Origin of the sequence: Mycolicibacter minnesotensis (assembly GCF_010731755.1) — a bacterium.
Classification (GTDB): domain Bacteria; phylum Actinomycetota; class Actinomycetes; order Mycobacteriales; family Mycobacteriaceae; genus Mycobacterium; species Mycobacterium minnesotense.
This window is the reverse complement of record NZ_AP022589.1, coordinates 3,648,745-3,664,230: the sequence shown is the minus strand read 5'-3', so window position 1 is coordinate 3,664,230 and position 15,486 is coordinate 3,648,745. Positions and strand designations below refer to the sequence as shown.

Below are 15,486 nucleotides of genomic sequence, written 5' to 3'. Positions count from 1 at the left end.
AGGGGTTGTCGGCGCATGCCCGTAGGGTTCGCAGCTATGAGCAAGCCGGCGTTGTCACCGTCGCGGGCGGCCGACTTCAAACAGTGCCCGCTGCTGTACCGGTTCCGGGCCATCGACCGGTTGCCAGAGCCGTCGACGGCCGCACAACTGCGCGGCTCGGTGGTTCACGGGGCGCTGGAGCGGCTCTATGCGCTCCCCGCGGCGCAGCGCGGCCCCGACGCCGCTCGTGCGCTGGTCACGCCGGCCTGGGAACACCTGCTCAGCACCATCCCGGCCATCTCGGACGGCATGGACGCCGAGCAGTTGATGGCCGAGGCACGCAAGCTGCTGACCGGCTACTACCGGCTGGAGGATCCCCGCCGCTTCGAGCCGCAGAGCTGCGAACAACGGGTCGAGGTCGAGCTCACCGACGGCACGCTGCTGCGCGGATTCGTCGACCGGATCGACGTCTCTCCGACGGGCGCGTTGCGGGTGGTGGACTACAAGACCGGCCGGGCGCCTGCCGCTACCGGCCGGACATCCGGAGCCGCCGAGGCCAAGGCACTGTTCCAGATGAAGTTCTACGCCGTCGCTCTGCTGCGCTCACGCGGCGTGATGCCCGCACGGTTACGGCTGATCTACCTGGCCGACGGTCAACTGTTGGACTACTCCCCCGACCACGAGGAGTTGCTTCGCTTCGAGAAGACGTTGGTCGCCATCTGGCAGGCCATCCAGAATGCCGGTGCCACAGGGGATTTCCGCCCCCAGCCGTCACGACTGTGTGACTGGTGCGCGCACCGCGCGCTGTGTCCGGCGTTCGGCGGGGCCGCGCCGCCCTACCCCGGCTGGCCAGCGGAGAGCGCGGCATGACCGCCAGCTACTACCGCCGGGTTGACGATTCTGGCCCCGATGGCGTGACCTATGAGTCCAGTGATCTGACCCGCAGTAACTGGGGTCAGCTGCAACACGGCTCTCCCCCGCTGGCAATGCTCACCCGAGAAGTGGAGCAGCTGATCGCCGGGTCGGGGCAGCAGATCGCTCGGCTGAGTCTGGACATTCTCGGGGCCATTCCCGTCGCGCCGGTACGGGTTCGGGCGCGGGTGCAACGGCCTGGCCGGCGAATCGCCCTGTTGGAGGCCGAGATGCTCACCCCCGGCGACGACCGGCCCGTGGCCCGGCTCAGCGCGTGGGCACTGGCCCGCTCCGACACCACCGCGGTGGCCTCCGACCGGCATGCTCCGCTGACCCGCGGGCCCGCATTGCCGCCGCCGGCGTGGTTCGCCCAGGCCGACGGTTACGCCACGTCCGTGCGGTGGCGCGTCCAGCCGGACGCGCCCGACGGCACGGCGATCGCGTGGCTGAGCCCACAGGTGCATCTGGTGGACGGTGAACCGACTACCGCCCTGCAGCGGCTGGCGATGGTGGTCGACTCCGCGAACGGGGTCGGCGCCGTGCTCAACGTCAACGAGTACATGTTCATGAACACCGATACCGTCGTGCACCTGCACCGGATGCCCGTCGGGACGGACTTCGGGCTACGGGCGCGCGCCTCCATCGGGCCGGACGGCGTGGGTGTCACCACCGCAGACCTGTTCGACGACAAGGGATTCGTCGGCACTTCGGCGCAGGCGCTGCTGGTGCAGCGGCGCTGACCGGCGGCTCAGACCACCGCGGTCAAGGCGGCGATCGCGAGACCGCCCAACACCGCGACGCTGTCTTCCAGCAACGCGATCGGCAGGTCATGGCCACCATTGGCGGCAACCAGGCGCCGGCGCAGCTGGAAACCGACCAGGGTGCCGATCACCGCACCGATGATGCCCGCGCCCAGAGATGTCCAGGTGAAGTTCCAGGCCGTGCCCAGTACCGCACCGGAGAAGCCGCCCAACAAGATCCGGGTACCGAACTGCACGGGCACGGTGCGCGCCGGAGTGCTGGGCAGTTGGTCGGTGATCAGTTCACCGACGGCCAACACCGTGAGCACGGTGACGGTTGCCGGGTGGCTGAGCCAATGAGCCCAAGTGCCGTCCAGGTTGATCCAGTGCAGCGCAGCCGCCCAGGCCATGACGGCCGGCGCGGTGAGGGCCCGCAGACCGGCGACAGCGCCGATGAGCAGTGCGAGGACCAAGACGATGAAATGCGTCACCACAACCTCCAAGGCCGATCGAGCCGGATCACGCCGACGCTAACACGCGAAAGCCGCTGTGACCGGCACTGATCAAAATCGGCAGAATCTGATGTCGGAGGCCAGGATGGCCTTGGCCCCGATCGCGGCCAACTCATCCATGATCGCGTTGACGCCGCGACGTGGCACCAGCGCGCGAACGGCGGCCCAATCCGGGTCGGCGAGTGGGGCGATGGTCGGTGATTCCAGGCCCGGGGTGATCGCCGTGGCCTGGTCGAGGACCGCACGCGGGCAGTCATAGTCGAGCATCAGGTACTGCTGCCCGAACACCACGCCCTGCACCCGGGCAGCCAACTGGTCACGGGCGGCGGCGGTCTCGGCGCTACGGCCGTTGGGCTGCGCGCCCTCGATCAACACCGCTTCCGAATCGCACAGCGACTCACCGAAAGCCGCCAGTCCGTGCTGACGCAGTGTCCGGCCGGAACCCACCACGTCGGCGATCGCGTCGGCGACCCCCAACTGGATCGAGATCTCCACCGCCCCATCGAGCCGGATGACGGTGGCCTCAATCCCCTTGCCGGCCAGATCCTTGCGGACCAGATTGGGGTAGGCGGTGGCGATCCGCTTGCCGGCCAGGTCCGCGGCCACCCACTCTCGTCCGGCGGGAGCGGCATAGCGGAATCGCGAGGACCCGAAACCCAGTGCCAATCGCTCGGCCACCGGCGCGCCCGACTCGGCAGCCAGATCCCGTCCGGTGATCCCGAAGTCGAGCTCCCCGGAACCGACATAGATGGCGATGTCCTTGGGACGCAGGAAGAAGAACTCGACCTTGTTGACCGGGTCGATGACGGTCAGGTCCTTGGCGTCGGTGCGGCTGCGGTAGCCGGCCTCGGACAGGATGGCCGCGGCCGCCTCACTGAGCGCCCCCTTGTTGGGGACCGCCACCCGCAACATGCTCACAGCTTGCCGTACACGTCGGAGAGCGTCAGGCCGCGCGAGATCATCAGCACCTGCGTCCAATACAGCAGTTGACTGATCTCACCGGCCAGCGCGTCGTCAGACTCATGCTCGGCGGCCAGCCACACCTCGCCGGCCTCCTCCAGGATCTTCTTGCCGACGGTGTGTACCCCGGCGTCCAGCGCGGCCACGGTGGCGCTGCCGGCCGGGCGGGTGGCAGCACGCTCACCGAGCTCGGCGAACAGCTCCTCGAAGGTCTTCACGAGCAGCGATTGTTTCATGCCCGGTCAGCGAAGGTCACGCCGGTTTCCGGCGGCGACCCGCGCCGAGCCGGTCAGCTCGCCGTGAATTCTGCTCAGATCCCCAACGGAGAGCCCGGACAATGACGCGACCTGATGCCGTCGTGGCCCGCCAGGGACCGGAACCGCATTCGGTGCCACCAGAACCGTGCAACCGGCCGCCTCCGCGGCAGCGGCACCGGTGGGTGAGTCCTCGACGGCCAGGCACGAGCGCGTCTCGAGCTTCAGCAACTGCGCGGCACGCAGGTAGGGGTCCGGGGCCGGCTTACCCTGCGGCACCTCGTCACCGCAGACCACGACCGCAAAATAGTGGCGCCCGATGCTGGAAAGCGCCCGTTCCGTCAGCATCCGCGCGGTGTTGGTCACCAATGCGGTCGGCACTGCCGCGGCGGCCAGCTCATCGAGCAACTCACGGGCTCCGTCGCACCAGGGCAGACCGGCGTCGAACAGCTCGCCGGTGAAGTCGTGCATCCAGCGCGTCGAGGCCGCCATCGCCTCCGGATCCAGCGGTAGGCCCAGATCCTCGTAGACCGTGCGCATGGTGTTGGGTGCGCTACCGCCCACCGTCAACGCTCGAACCTCTGGGGTCAGCACGCCACCCAGGTGGTCATAGAGCGCGTGCATCGCGACATCCCAGAGCTTCTCGGAGTCCACCAGGGTGCCGTCCATGTCGCACAGCACCGCACGCAGCACCGCCGTGCCCTCATCCAACAGGCTCAGTCCTCGGGGTTGTAGCCGAGATTGGGGGCCAGCCAGCGCTCGGCTTCGGTCAGGGTCCACCCCTTGCGCCGGGCGTAGTCGGCGACCTGATCCTGTGCCAGCCGGCCGACCACAAAGTACTGCGACTGTGGATGCGAGAAATACCAGCCGCTGACGGCGGCACCGGGCCACATCGCCATCGACTCGGTCAACTCGATACCGGTCCGCTCGTGGACATCCATCATTTCCCAGAGCGTCGCCTTTTCGGTGTGCTCGGGGCAGGCCGGGTAGCCGGGGGCGGGGCGAATTCCGACGTACTTCTCCCCGATGAGCGCCTCGTTGTCCAGCTGCTCGTCACGCTGGTATCCCCAGAGCTCGGTGCGGACCCGTTGGTGCATCCGCTCGGCGAATGCCTCCGCCAGCCGGTCGGCGATCGACTCCAGCAGGATCGCGCTGTAGTCGTCGAGCGCCTCCTTGAATTCGGTGATCTTTTCTCCGCTGCCGAGCCCAGACGTGACCGCGAAGGCGCCGACGTAGTCCCTCAGGCCCGTCTCTTTGGGTGCGATGTAGTCGCCCAGCGAACGGTTGGGGATGCCGGCCCGGTGCTCACCCTGTTGGCGCAGGTTGTGCAGCGTGGTCAGGACCTCGGTGCGGGTCTCGTCGGTGTAGACCTCAATGTCGTCACCGACCACGTTTGCCGGGAAGAAGCCGATCACGCCGTTGGCGGTCAGCCACTTCTCTTTGATCAGGGCGTCCAGCATCTCCTGGGCGTCGTCGTAGAGCTTGCGTGCCGCCTCTCCCGAGGCCGGATTGTTGAGGATGTCGGGGAAACGGCCCTTCATCTCCCACGCGTTGAAGAACGGCTGCCAGTCGATGTATTCCCGCAGCTCGGCGAGGTCGTAGTCCAGGAATTCCCGGACTCCGACGCCGATAGCGGGCACCGGCGGGGTGTAGCCGTCCCACTCGATCGGCGTGCGGTTCGCGCGGGCCTTCTCCAATGGCACCATAGGCCGCTCGTTCTTCTGCGCGTGGCGTTCCCGCAGCGACGCGTAGTCGGCCTCGGTGGACTCCAGCAGGGCCGGCCGCTGCTTGTCGTCGAGCAGCGCGGCAGCCACGGGAACGGACCGCGAGGCATCTTTGACCCAGACCACCGGACCGCTGCGGCGCGGTGAGATCTTCACCGCGGTGTGGGCTCGCGAGGTGGTGGCGCCGCCGATCAGCAGCGGGATCTCCATGCCTTCGCGTTCCATCTCGACCGCGAAGTTGACCATCTCGTCCAGTGACGGGGTGATCAGGCCGGACAGACCGATGATGTCGGCGTCGTGCTCCTTGGCGGCGTCCAGAATCTTCTGGGCGGGCACCATCACGCCGAGATCGATCACTTCGTAGTTGTTGCACTGCAGGACGACTCCGACGATGTTCTTGCCGATGTCGTGCACATCGCCCTTCACGGTCGCCATCACGATGGTGCCGTTGGTGTCCTTGTCCGCGGTGGCGCCGGCCGCTTCCTTCTCCGCCTCGATGAACGGCAGCAGGTAGGCGACGGCCTTCTTCATCACCCGGGCCGACTTCACGACCTGGGGCAGAAACATCTTGCCCGCACCGAAGAGGTCGCCGACCACGTTCATGCCGTCCATCAGCGGGCCCTCGATCACCTCGATCGGGCGTCCGCCCGCGGCGGCGATCTCGGCCCGCAGTTCCTCGGTGTCGTCATCGACGTGGGCATCGATGCCCTTCACCAGGGCGTGCGTGATGCGTTCGCGGACCGGCAGACTGCGCCACTCGGCCGCTACCGGATCTTCAGCCTTCTCGGAGCTGTTGAACTTCTCGGCGATCTCCAGGAGTCGCTCGGCGGCGTCGGGGCGACGGTTGAGCACCACGTCTTCGATCCGGTCGCGCAGCTCGGCGTCGATCGAGTCATAGGGCACCAGCGACCCAGCGTTGACGATGCCCATGTCCAAGCCGGCCTTGATCGCGTGGAACAGGAACACCGCGTGGATGGCCTCTCGGACCGGGTTGTTGCCCCGGAACGAGAACGACACGTTCGAGATACCGCCGGAGATGTGCACCCCGGGAAGGTTCTCCTTGATCCACGCGCAGCCCTCGATGAAGTCGATGCCGTAGGTCGCGTGCTCCTCGATGCCAGTCGCCAGTGCGAAGCAGTTGGGGTCGAAGATGATGTCCTCAGCCGGGAAACCGACCTCCTCGGTGAGGATCCGGTAGGCCCGCCCGCAGATCTCCTTGCGGCGCTCCAGGTTGTCGGCCTGGCCCTGCTCGTCGAAAGCCATCACGACCACGGCGGCGCCGTACTTGCGGCACAGCCGCGCCTCACGGATGAATTTCTCCTCGCCCTCCTTCATGGAGATCGAGTTGACGATCGGCTTGCCCTGCACGTTCTTCAGGCCTGCCTCGATGACCTCCCATTTGGAGGAGTCGATCATCACCGGGACGCGGCTGATGTCCGGCTCGGCCGCGATCAGTTTGGTGAACCGGTCCATCGCGGCGACGCCGTCGATCATGCCCTCGTCCATGTTGATGTCGATGACCTGCGCGCCCACCTCGACCTGCTGCAGCGCGACCGACAACGCGGTGTCGTAGTCCTCAGCCTTGATCAGGTTGCGGAACCGGGCGGACCCGGTGATGTTGGTGCGTTCACCGATGTTGACGAACAGCGAGTCATCGGTGATGTTGAGCGGTTCCAGGCCCGAGAGCCGGGTGGCCACGTCGAGTGTGGGCAGCTCACGCGGTGGCTTGCCCTCGACGATCTTGGCGATTTCGGCGATGTGTGGCGGCGCCGTACCGCAGCACCCTCCCACCAGGTTCACCAGGCCGGCATCGGCGAAGTCGGCGATATAGCCGGCCTGCCGCTCCGGGGACTCGTCGTACTCGCCGAAGGCGTTGGGCAGACCGGCATTCGGATAGCAGGACACGTAGGTGTCGGCGATCCGCGCCATCTCGGCGATGTAGGGCCGCATCTCCGGAGCACCCAGGGCGCAGTTGAGGCCCACCGCGATCGGCCTCGCATGCCGGATCGAATTCCAGAACGCCTCGGTGACCTGACCCGACAACGTGCGACCGGACGCGTCGGTGATGGTGCCCGAGATGATCACCGGCCAACGGCGTCCGCGCTGCTCGAACAGCGTCTCGACGGCGAACACCGCGGCCTTGGCGTTGAGCGAGTCGAAGATGGTCTCGATGATGATGATGTCGGAACCACCGTCGACCAGGCCGTTGGCGGCCTCCAGGTAGGCGGCCACCAGCTGGTCGTAGGAGACGTTGCGGGCACCGGGGTCGTTGACGTCCGGCGAGATCGAGGCGGTCCGCGTTGTCGGCCCGATGGCACCGGCCACGTAGCGGGGCTTCTCCGCGGTGCTGAACGCGTCGCAGGCCTTGCGCGCCAGGGCCGCGCCGGCGTAGTTCAGCTCATAGCTGAGGTCGGCCATGTCGTAGTCGGCGAGCGAGACCGCGTTCGCGTTGAACGTATTGGTCTCCAGAATGTCGGCGCCCGCCTCGAGGTATTCGCGATGGATGCCCTCGATGATCTGCGGCTGCGTCAGGGTGAGCAGGTCATTGTTGCCCTGCAGCGCAGTCGGCCACTCGGTGAAGCGATCTCCGCGGTAGCCCTCCTCATCGGGGCGATCTCGCTGAATGGCCGTGCCCATCGCGCCGTCGATCACCATGATCCGGCTGTTCAGGGCGGCCGTCAGCTCATCGGTGCAGTCGGGCCGGATGTTGGGCGCGAAGGTTTCGGGCGCCGAGGAGTTCAGCTCAGTGGCGTTCACGTACGTCCCTTCCATGACGGAAGGCGTCCTTAACTCTGCCGAGCGTGGCGGTCACCGGCAGAGACCGGCGAACCGTTGCAACGCCTCTCGACGCCCGAAAGTCTACGTCGTCCCCCGCCGTGGGGACCAATACCCCACGCAACGAGGCGACTCGGCGGGTCGGGTAGAGCCCGTGTGCGTGACCCACGCCGTAGGCTGAATCCGTGACCCGACCGGACGACGGCGCTGCGCTTCCCGAACTGCACGACACCATCGTCGTGGCTGCGTTCGAGGGCTGGAACGATGCCGGCGACGCCGCCAGCGACGCGGTGCAGCACCTCAACGACATCTGGGAAGCCCGGTTGATCGTCGAGATCGACGACGAGGCCTACTACGACTACCAGGTGAATCGGCCGGTGATCCGCCAGCTCGACGGCGTCACCCGTGAACTGGTCTGGCCGTCGATGCGTATTTCGCACTGCAGGCCGCCCGGCAGCGACCGCGACATCGTGCTGATGCACGGGGTCGAGCCGAACATGCGGTGGCGGTCGTTCTGCGCCCAGCTGCTGGGGATCATCGAGCAACTCAATGTCGACACCGTGGTGATCCTGGGGGCACTGCTCGCCGACACCCCCCACACCCGCCCGGTGCCGGTATCGGGGGCGGCGTACTCGGCGGAGTCGGCCGCCCGCTTCGGGCTGGCCGAGACCCGCTACGAAGGTCCGACCGGTATCACCGGGGTGTTCCAGGACGCCTGCGTGGCGGCCGGCATTCCGGCGGTGACGTTCTGGGCGGCGGTGCCGCACTACGTCTCGCAGCCGCCCAATCCCAAGGCCACCGTCGCCCTGCTGCAGCGCGTCGAGGATGCCCTGGACATCGAAGTTCCGCTGGGCGACCTGCCCGCGCAGGCCGAGGAATGGGAGCTGGCGGTCAGCGAGATGGCCAGTGAGGACGATGAGATCGCCGACTACGTGACCGCTCTGGAAGAGCGCGGCGACGCCGAGGTCGACATGACCGATGCGCTGAGCAAGGTCGACGGCGACGCGCTGGCGGCGGAGTTCGAGCGCTACCTGCGGCGCCGACGGCGCTGAGCCACCGGGCCGATGCGGCTCTACTTCTCCATTTTCTCGTTATAGGCGCTGGTGGAGCGGCCCAAAGCAGCGATTTCGGCGTCCATCCGCGGAACCATCGTGGCGGCTCCCTTGATGAGGGAGCCTTCCACCGGACGCAGGGTCAGCACCGGCTTGAGCCAGCGGAACGCCCCCACCCAGCGCGGGCAGTAGACGCGACGGCTGCGGCCCTCGATGCCCTTGACGAAGGCGTCAACGCACTTCTCGACCGAGGTGGTCTTGTTCAGCGGCCACGGCAGCGTAGCCATCATGTCGTCGAAAGCGCCCAGATCGGCCTTGGTGTCGCGGACCAAGGGCGTGTCGATCCAGCCCATGTGCGCCGATCCGACCTCAACGCCCAGGTAGGCGACCTCCTGGCGCAGCGCACTGGCGAAGTGCTCGACCCCGGCCTTGGCCGCATCGTAGGAGGCCATCCCGGCCAGCGGGCTGAACGCCGCCAGCGAAGACACCACCAGCACGTAGCCGCGACGCTCGATGACCGAGGGCAGCGCGGCGCGCACGGTGTTGAAGACCCCCACCACGTCGACGTCGATCACCCGTTTGAACGTCTCGGGATCCACATTCAGCACCGACCCGTAGCTGGCGATGCCGGCGTTGGCGACCACGGTGTCGATGCCGCCGAAACGCTGCGCGGCCTGGGCGACCACCGACTGCAGGGCGGCCAGATCCCGCACGTCGGCGACGGCGGTCAGCACCCGTTCGCCGAGTTCATCGCCCAGCTTGGCGAGCCCGGCTTCGTCCAGGTCGGTCACCACGACGCGGGCGCCCTGTGAGTGCAGCCGGCGGGCCAACTGCTCGCCGATACCGTGCGCGCCGCCGGTGATGAAGACGACCTGGGAATGAATCGAAGACATGTGCTCAACCTACCCTCGGTGCGGGTGGTCTAGAGCTCCACTCCCAGCAGCGCATCGACGGCGGTGGACACCAGCGCCGGCGCGCTGGTGTCGTGGCCGCCGTACTCCAGCGCGTCGGTGGTCCAGCCGTCCAGGGCGGCCAGCGCCTTGCCGGTGTCCAGGTCGTCGGCCAGGTAGCGGCGAACCCGGGCGATGACGTCGGCGGCGTCCGGGCCGGCGGACAGGCTGGTCGCGGCCCGCCAGCGGTGCAGGCGCGCGACCGCGTCCTGCAGGGTCGCGTCGTCCCAGAACCGGTCACTGCGGTAGTGCCCGGCCAGCAGGCCCAGCCGGATCGCGGCCGGCTCGGTCCCCTGCGCGCGCAACTTCGACACCAGTACCAGGTTGCCGCGGCTCTTGGACATCTTGTGGCCGTCCCAGCCGATCATCCCGGCGTGCACATAGTGCCGGGCGAAGCGACGCTCCCCGGTGAGGGATTCGGCGTGCGCGGCGGAGAACTCGTGGTGCGGGAAGACCAGGTCGGATCCGCCGCCCTGAACGTCGAGGCCGGAGCCGAGGCGGCTCAGCGCGATCGCGGCGCACTCGACGTGCCAGCCCGGCCGGCCGGCCCCGAACGGCGCGGCCCAACTGGGTTCCCCCGGGCGAGCGGCGCGCCACAGCAGGGCGTCCAGCGGGTCAGCCTTGCCAGCCCGGTCCGGATCTCCGCCGCGCTCGGCGAACAGCTCCAGCATGGTGGCGCGGTCGAATCCGGATTCGTAGCCGAACTGCTCGGTGGCGTCGGCGCGAAAGTAGATGTCGGGGTAGTCGCCGTCAACGGCGTAGGCCGAACCGGCGGCCAGCATCTTCTCCACCACTTCGACCACCTCGGCGATCGCCTCGGTGGCCGCCACATAGTCGCGGGGTGGCAGCACCCGCAGCGCGGTCATGTCGGTGCCGAACAGCTCGACCTGACTGGCCGCCAGCGACTCCCACGACACCCCGTCGCGCTCGGCGCGCTCCAGCAGCGGGTCGTCGACATCGGTGACGTTCTGCACGTAGTCCACCTGATGGCCCGCATCGAGCCAGAGCCGGTGAATCAGATCGAACGCCAGGTAGGTGGCCGCATGGCCCAGATGCGTGGCGTCATACGGCGTGATGCCGCAGACGTACATTCTGGCCGTAGGGCCCGGCGACACCGGACGCACTTGGCGGTCGGCGGTGTCATAGAGGCGCAATGCCGGGCCGTGCCCGGGCAGAACCGGAACGGCCGGCGCGGACCACGATTGCATGCCCACGACTTTAGGGCCCGGCGGTTTAGCGAGGTTCGCCGGAGGCGAAGCGAAGCTGGAACCGCCGCATGGGCAGGGCTCTAGAGCACTGTCCGCCGCATTGCGTCCAGCAGGATCGGCGCCACGTCGGGCCGACACATCAGCAGGTCGGGCAGGTAAGGGTCGGGCCGGTTGTAGCGCAACGGCGAACCGTCGATGCGAGACGCGTGCAGACCCGCCGCCAACACCACACCGGCCGGGGCGGCGGAATCCCACTCCCATTGGCCACCAGCGTGCAGGTAGGCGTCTACGTCGCCGCGCACCACCGCCATGGCCTTGGCGCCCGCCGATCCCATCAGGACCGGCTCAACCGGCAGCACCTCCCGAATGAGCCGCACCACCGACGGCATCCGGGACGCGCTGACCGCTACCCGAATGGGGTGGGGCACCTCGGCAGACATCGCGGGCGGGGTCACCGTGTCGCTGCGAAAGACGACGTTGCCGTAGGCCGGCAGCGACACCGCGGCGTCGGTGATGGCCCCGAAGCCGTCGGCGCCATCACGCTGCCACAACGCGATGTGCACCGCCCAGTCGTCGCGTCCGGGCATGGTGAACTCGCGGGTGCCGTCCAGCGGGTCGACGATCCACACCCGGTCAGACGTCAGCCGGGCCAGGGTGTCAGGTGACTCCTCGCTGAGCACCGCGTCACCGGGGCGTTCGTCGCGCAACCGGCGGATGATCAGCTGGTTGGCTCGACCGTCGCCGGTGTCGCCGAGGTGCCAGGGCTGGGCGAATCCCACCTGGTCACGCACTGCCAGCAAAAGCTTTCCGGCGTCGACTGCCAGTTCGGCGGCCAGCGCCGCGTCAGTCAGCGTCACGCTTGGCAGTATTCCCGACGCGAGGCGGCACCGGTTTCGCGAGTGTGCGCTTTAGTGGGCACTTAGGGGATTGCGCCGGCAAAAACGCACACTCGACGGTACAACTGCGGCCAGGCTCAGAAGGCCGGCCAGGGTATCGGGCGGTGCCGGTTGGGGGCGGGCATCACCGGGTGCTCCAGCAGGTCGGTGACCCGCCGGCGCAGCGCAGCGATCTCCTCGGCGGTCAGGTGGGGTTGCAGTGTTGCCGACAGCGGCCCGTCGAGCGCGGTCAGCAGTCGGGACAGCGCCGGCAGCGCGTCATCGTCCAGGTCTGCCACCGGCCGACCCGCCCAGCCCCACAGCACCGTGCGCAACTTGTCCTGACTGTGCAGGCTCACCCCGTGGTCGACACCGTAGACATGGCCGTCGGTGCCGCACAGCACGTGGCCGCCTTTGCGGTCGGCGTTGTTGATCACCACGTCGAAGACGGCCAGCCGGCGCAACCGGGCGTCATCGGCATGCACCAGGGCAACCGGTTCGCCGGCGTTTCCGTAGGCCTGCAGCACCGGCAGGTAGCCGGCGGGAATGTGGTCAGCGGGAACGATGTCGACCAGCTCCGGCACCGGTGACGCCTCGTCGCCGTCATCCTGGGGTTGATCGATCCACCGCTGCACCATGCCCGAACCAGCGGGACCGTCCCGAATAATTGTGTAGGGCACCAGATCCCAGCCCGACTCCACCGATATCAGGTGGGCAGCGAGTTCGCGTCCGGCCAGCGTGCCGTCGGGGAAGTCCCAGAGCGGCTGTTCGCCGGCGACCGGCTTGTAGACGCAGTGCACACGGTGCTCGCCCAGCGTGGCCTCGCACAGGAAGGTGGCGTTGCTCGCCGAGCGGATGCGGCCCAGAATCTCCAGTTCCCCGGAGTGCAACGCCTCCCGCTCGTCAGAGGTCGGACTCATCGGGCTCGTCATCGGGCCCGAAAGCGCCCCGGCGATAGCCGTTGGTGCGCACGCACATGTGACCGGCCGGGTCCAGCGGCTCCTCGCACAGCGGGCACGGCGGGCGTCCCGCGGAGATGACTCGATTCGAGCGGGTGGCGAACTGGCGCGCGGATTCCGGAGTGAGGAACACCCGCACCGCGTCCGGCCCCTCATCGGTGTCGTCGAGCACCACCGACGCGTCGAACTCGGCGTCGCTGACAGCGAGCAGTTCGACCACCACGGCCTGCGCCTCCGAATCCCAGCCCAACCCCATGGTGCCGACCCGGAACTCCGCGTCCACGGGCGTGACCAGCGGGTTCAGGTCGTCGATCTCGGTGGGTTCGGGCGGCACCGGGGTGCCGAATCGGCGGTTGACCTCCAGCAACAATGCGCCGATTCGTTCGGCGAGCACGGCGACCTGCTGCTTTTCCAGCATCACCGAAATCACCCGCTCGGCGTGGACCGCCTGCAGGTAGAAGGTGCGGTTTCCAGGCTGGCCGACGGTCCCGGCCACGAAGCGGTCGGGGGTGCGGAAGACGTGAATTGCTCGGGACATGGCAACTCCAAAATACCGGCAGTCCGGTTGTCCACCGGTATCTGGCATCGGCTAGGTGGTCGAACCGCCGACGACGGCGTCGCTTTCACCGCCGGCGTGGGCCGGCGAACTCTGCACCGCGGCGGCCAAGGACGCGCCGGTGTGATTGAGGTGGATGACGAACGGACGCAACGGGGTGTAGCGGATCACGCTGGCCGAAGCGGGGTCGGCGGTGATCCGCTGGAACCCGTCCAGATGGACGCCCAGCGCGTCGGCGATGACGGCCTTGATCACGTCGCCGTGCGTGCACGCCACCCAGAGCACGTCGGTGCCGTGCTGCGCGGCCAGTTGCCGGTCGTGGTCGCGCACCGCGGCGACCGCCCGGGCCTGTACCTGCGCCAGTCCCTCGCCTTCGGGGAAGATCGCCGCGCTGGGCTGGGCCTGCACCACCCGCCACAGCGGCTCCGCGGTCAGCTCGCTGATCTTGCGACCCGTCCAGGTGCCGTAATCGACCTCGACCAGCCTCTCGTCGACGAGGGGTTCGAGGCCCAGACTCTCCGACAGCGGTTCGAGGGTGCGACGGCAGCGCAGCAGCGGTGAGCGCACCACCGCCTTGATCGGCAGGCCGGCCAGCCGGTCGACGAGCTGCACGGCCTGCTCACGACCCAGGTCGTCGAGTTCGACGCCTTCGGTGCGCCCGGCCAGCACCCCGGAGGTGTTCGAGGTGGACCGGCCGTGCCGCACCAGGATGACGGTCATGACGAGGCTGCCAATACGCCGGTGGCCAGCAGGACCAGGATCGTCGTGCCGGCCACGATCCGATATCCGACAAACCAGTACATGCTGTGCGACACCAGGAATTTGAGGAACCAGGAGACGGCGGCCCAGCCCACCACGAAGGCGATCAGGGTGGCGACCAGCAGCTGCGGCCCAGAGGCGCTCATGCCCGCACCTTCGGGATGAAACGCATCCGGCAGGGAGAACAACCCGGAGGCGAAGACCGCCGGGATGGCCAGCAGGAACCCGAAACGGGCAGCCAACTCCCGGTCCAGACCGGCGAACAGCCCGGCGCTGATGGTTGCCCCGGACCGCGACACCCCGGGCACCAGCGCCAAGGTCTGCGCGGAGCCCACCAGCACGGCATCACGCCAGGTCAGTTCCTGGGCATGCCGGGTCTGCCGGCCGAAATACTCGGCGGCGGCGATCACCAGTGAGAACACCACCAATGCGGTGGCCACCACCCACAGGTTGCGGACCCCGGACCGGATCAAGTCCTTGAACAACAGGCCCAGGACGCAGATCGGGAGGGTGCCGATGATGACAAACCAGCCCATCCGATAATCGGTCCGGCGTTCGGCGGGCAATGGAGTCTTGGCCAGCGCCGAGGCCACCCCGGACAGCCAGGCGGTGGCGATGCGCGCGATGTCCTTGGCGAAATAGACCAGCACGGCCAGCTCAGTGCCGAGCTGGGTCACCGCGGTGAACGAGGCGCCGGCGTCACCGGCGAACAGCAGTCGGGACACCACCGCCAGATGCCCCGAAGATGAGACCGGCAGAAATTCGGTGAGGCCCTGCACAATCGCCAGGACAATTACCTGCGGCCACGACATCACCGTCTCCACTACCGACACGACGATGACCGTACCGGGCGAAGGTCAGCGGATCAGATCGGACACCACGTCACGCACGGCCGCTGTCAGACTGCGCTCGTCGGCGATGTCGATCGCGAACAAGTGCCGGCTCGCGGTGGCCACCACGTCCTCGTCCTGCGGGACGGGCCCGACCAGCCGGGGCCGATAGATGTCGACCACCAGCTTCTGCTGCTGGATATGGAAGGAGAAACTGCGGCCGTCGCCGACCTCACCGAAGCCACTGGCGAAGGCCCCGGTCCAGATCTCCTCGATGCGGAACTCCGAACAAACCAGCTGCCAGTCTTCGACCACAGTCATGTCCGCGAGGTTACACCTAAGCGAACTTATAGTTCCATCAGACATGCGGGATTCACCTCGCCGCCGTCCTTAGAATCGGTGTTCGTCCCACGAACCGCCCACCCACCGCGACGAGCTGGA

Annotated in this window: 16 protein-coding genes; 3 read left to right on the top strand and 13 right to left on the bottom strand. The window is 67.9% G+C overall.

All coding sequences use genetic code 11. The features are described from left to right. Nucleotides 1-36: 36 nt before the first annotated feature. Nucleotides 37-849, top strand: a complete 813-nt coding sequence (locus G6N09_RS16910; protein ID WP_109558897.1) for a RecB family exonuclease — start codon at nt 37-39, stop codon at nt 847-849. After that, nucleotides 846-1,631 (top strand): thioesterase family protein, encoded by a 786-nt coding sequence (locus G6N09_RS16905; RefSeq protein WP_083025296.1) that lies wholly within the window; start codon nt 846-848, stop codon nt 1,629-1,631. Before G6N09_RS16910 ends, G6N09_RS16905 begins: the two co-directional genes overlap by 4 nt. 8 nt (nt 1,632-1,639) lie before the next feature. On the opposite strand, the gene G6N09_RS16900 is transcribed toward G6N09_RS16905, so the two are convergent. From G6N09_RS16900 to metH, 5 genes are all read right to left on the bottom strand, one after another. Beyond that, the gene (locus G6N09_RS16900; RefSeq protein WP_083025298.1) at nt 1,640-2,122 is read right to left on the bottom strand and encodes a DUF4126 family protein; all 483 of its coding nucleotides are present in this window, start codon (nt 2,120-2,122) and stop codon (nt 1,640-1,642) included. 72 nt (nt 2,123-2,194) lie between these two features. Then, on the bottom strand, nt 2,195-3,055 hold the full coding sequence (gene hisG, locus G6N09_RS16895) for an ATP phosphoribosyltransferase (protein WP_083025090.1): 861 nt from the start codon (nt 3,053-3,055) through the stop codon (nt 2,195-2,197). A 2-nt stretch (nt 3,056-3,057) separates the two neighbouring features. Continuing rightward, entirely contained in the window at nt 3,058-3,339 is a 282-nt protein-coding gene (locus tag G6N09_RS16890) for a phosphoribosyl-ATP diphosphatase (RefSeq protein WP_046190833.1), read from the bottom strand. Between the two features lie 6 nt (nt 3,340-3,345). Next, entirely contained in the window at nt 3,346-4,047 is a 702-nt protein-coding gene (locus G6N09_RS16885; protein WP_083025301.1) for an HAD family hydrolase, read from the bottom strand. A 26-nt stretch (nt 4,048-4,073) separates the two neighbouring features. Beyond that, on the bottom strand, nt 4,074-7,853 hold the full coding sequence (metH, locus tag G6N09_RS16880) for a methionine synthase (protein WP_083025092.1): 3,780 nt from the start codon (nt 7,851-7,853) through the stop codon (nt 4,074-4,076). Nucleotides 7,854-8,041: 188 nt separating this feature from the next. Here metH and G6N09_RS16875 point away from each other — a divergent pair, with 188 nt between their 5' ends. Then, nucleotides 8,042-8,908, top strand: a complete 867-nt coding sequence (locus tag G6N09_RS16875) for a PAC2 family protein (protein ID WP_083025093.1) — start codon at nt 8,042-8,044, stop codon at nt 8,906-8,908. 20 nt (nt 8,909-8,928) lie between these two features. On the opposite strand, the gene G6N09_RS16870 is transcribed toward G6N09_RS16875, so the two are convergent. From G6N09_RS16870 to G6N09_RS16835, 8 genes are all read right to left on the bottom strand, one after another. Beyond that, complete coding sequence (locus G6N09_RS16870) at nt 8,929-9,801, bottom strand: SDR family oxidoreductase (RefSeq protein ID WP_083025094.1); 873 nt, start codon at nt 9,799-9,801, stop codon at nt 8,929-8,931. Between the two features lie 29 nt (nt 9,802-9,830). Further along, on the bottom strand, nt 9,831-11,066 hold the full coding sequence (gene mshC / locus G6N09_RS16865; RefSeq protein ID WP_083025095.1) for a cysteine--1-D-myo-inosityl 2-amino-2-deoxy-alpha-D-glucopyranoside ligase: 1,236 nt from the start codon (nt 11,064-11,066) through the stop codon (nt 9,831-9,833). An 80-nt stretch (nt 11,067-11,146) separates the two neighbouring features. After that, on the bottom strand, nt 11,147-11,923 hold the full coding sequence (locus tag G6N09_RS16860) for a 3'(2'),5'-bisphosphate nucleotidase CysQ (RefSeq protein ID WP_083025096.1): 777 nt from the start codon (nt 11,921-11,923) through the stop codon (nt 11,147-11,149). A gap of 116 nt (nt 11,924-12,039) precedes the next feature. Continuing rightward, nucleotides 12,040-12,861 (bottom strand): Rv2133c family protein, encoded by an 822-nt coding sequence (locus tag G6N09_RS16855; RefSeq protein WP_083025098.1) that lies wholly within the window; start codon nt 12,859-12,861, stop codon nt 12,040-12,042. Then, nucleotides 12,845-13,438, bottom strand: coding sequence for an Rv2134c family protein (locus G6N09_RS16850; RefSeq protein ID WP_083025100.1), 594 nt, complete (start codon nt 13,436-13,438; stop codon nt 12,845-12,847). The genes G6N09_RS16855 and G6N09_RS16850 overlap by 17 nt, the downstream gene beginning before the upstream one ends. A gap of 51 nt (nt 13,439-13,489) precedes the next feature. Then, nucleotides 13,490-14,176 (bottom strand): histidine phosphatase family protein, encoded by a 687-nt coding sequence (locus tag G6N09_RS16845; RefSeq protein WP_083025102.1) that lies wholly within the window; start codon nt 14,174-14,176, stop codon nt 13,490-13,492. Next, nucleotides 14,173-15,027, bottom strand: coding sequence for an undecaprenyl-diphosphate phosphatase (locus G6N09_RS16840; protein WP_083025303.1), 855 nt, complete (start codon nt 15,025-15,027; stop codon nt 14,173-14,175). Before G6N09_RS16840 ends, G6N09_RS16845 begins: the two co-directional genes overlap by 4 nt. A 45-nt stretch (nt 15,028-15,072) precedes the next feature. Then, complete coding sequence (locus tag G6N09_RS16835) at nt 15,073-15,366, bottom strand: hypothetical protein (RefSeq protein WP_083025105.1); 294 nt, start codon at nt 15,364-15,366, stop codon at nt 15,073-15,075. Between the last annotated feature and the right edge of the window lie 120 nt (nt 15,367-15,486).

Excerpts from the sequence above, each read along its gene's own strand:
- G6N09_RS16910 (WP_109558897.1), top strand. The coding sequence starts at position 37 with ATGAGCAAGCCGGCGTTGTCACCGTCGCGGGCGGCCGACTTCAAACAG.
- G6N09_RS16905 (WP_083025296.1), top strand. The coding sequence starts at position 846 with ATGACCGCCAGCTACTACCGCCGGGTTGACGATTCTGGCCCCGATGGC.
- hisG (WP_083025090.1), bottom strand. The coding sequence starts at position 3,055 with ATGTTGCGGGTGGCGGTCCCCAACAAGGGGGCGCTCAGTGAGGCGGCC.
- G6N09_RS16890 (WP_046190833.1), bottom strand. The coding sequence starts at position 3,339 with ATGAAACAATCGCTGCTCGTGAAGACCTTCGAGGAGCTGTTCGCCGAG.
- metH (WP_083025092.1), bottom strand. The coding sequence starts at position 7,853 with ATGGAAGGGACGTACGTGAACGCCACTGAGCTGAACTCCTCGGCGCCC.
- G6N09_RS16870 (WP_083025094.1), bottom strand. The coding sequence starts at position 9,801 with ATGTCTTCGATTCATTCCCAGGTCGTCTTCATCACCGGCGGCGCGCAC.
- mshC (WP_083025095.1), bottom strand. The coding sequence starts at position 11,066 with ATGCAATCGTGGTCCGCGCCGGCCGTTCCGGTTCTGCCCGGGCACGGC.
- G6N09_RS16855 (WP_083025098.1), bottom strand. The coding sequence starts at position 12,861 with ATGAGTCCGACCTCTGACGAGCGGGAGGCGTTGCACTCCGGGGAACTG.
- G6N09_RS16850 (WP_083025100.1), bottom strand. The coding sequence starts at position 13,438 with ATGTCCCGAGCAATTCACGTCTTCCGCACCCCCGACCGCTTCGTGGCC.
- G6N09_RS16845 (WP_083025102.1), bottom strand. The coding sequence starts at position 14,176 with ATGACCGTCATCCTGGTGCGGCACGGCCGGTCCACCTCGAACACCTCC.
- G6N09_RS16840 (WP_083025303.1), bottom strand. The coding sequence starts at position 15,027 with ATGTCGTGGCCGCAGGTAATTGTCCTGGCGATTGTGCAGGGCCTCACC.
- G6N09_RS16835 (WP_083025105.1), bottom strand. The coding sequence starts at position 15,366 with ATGACTGTGGTCGAAGACTGGCAGCTGGTTTGTTCGGAGTTCCGCATC.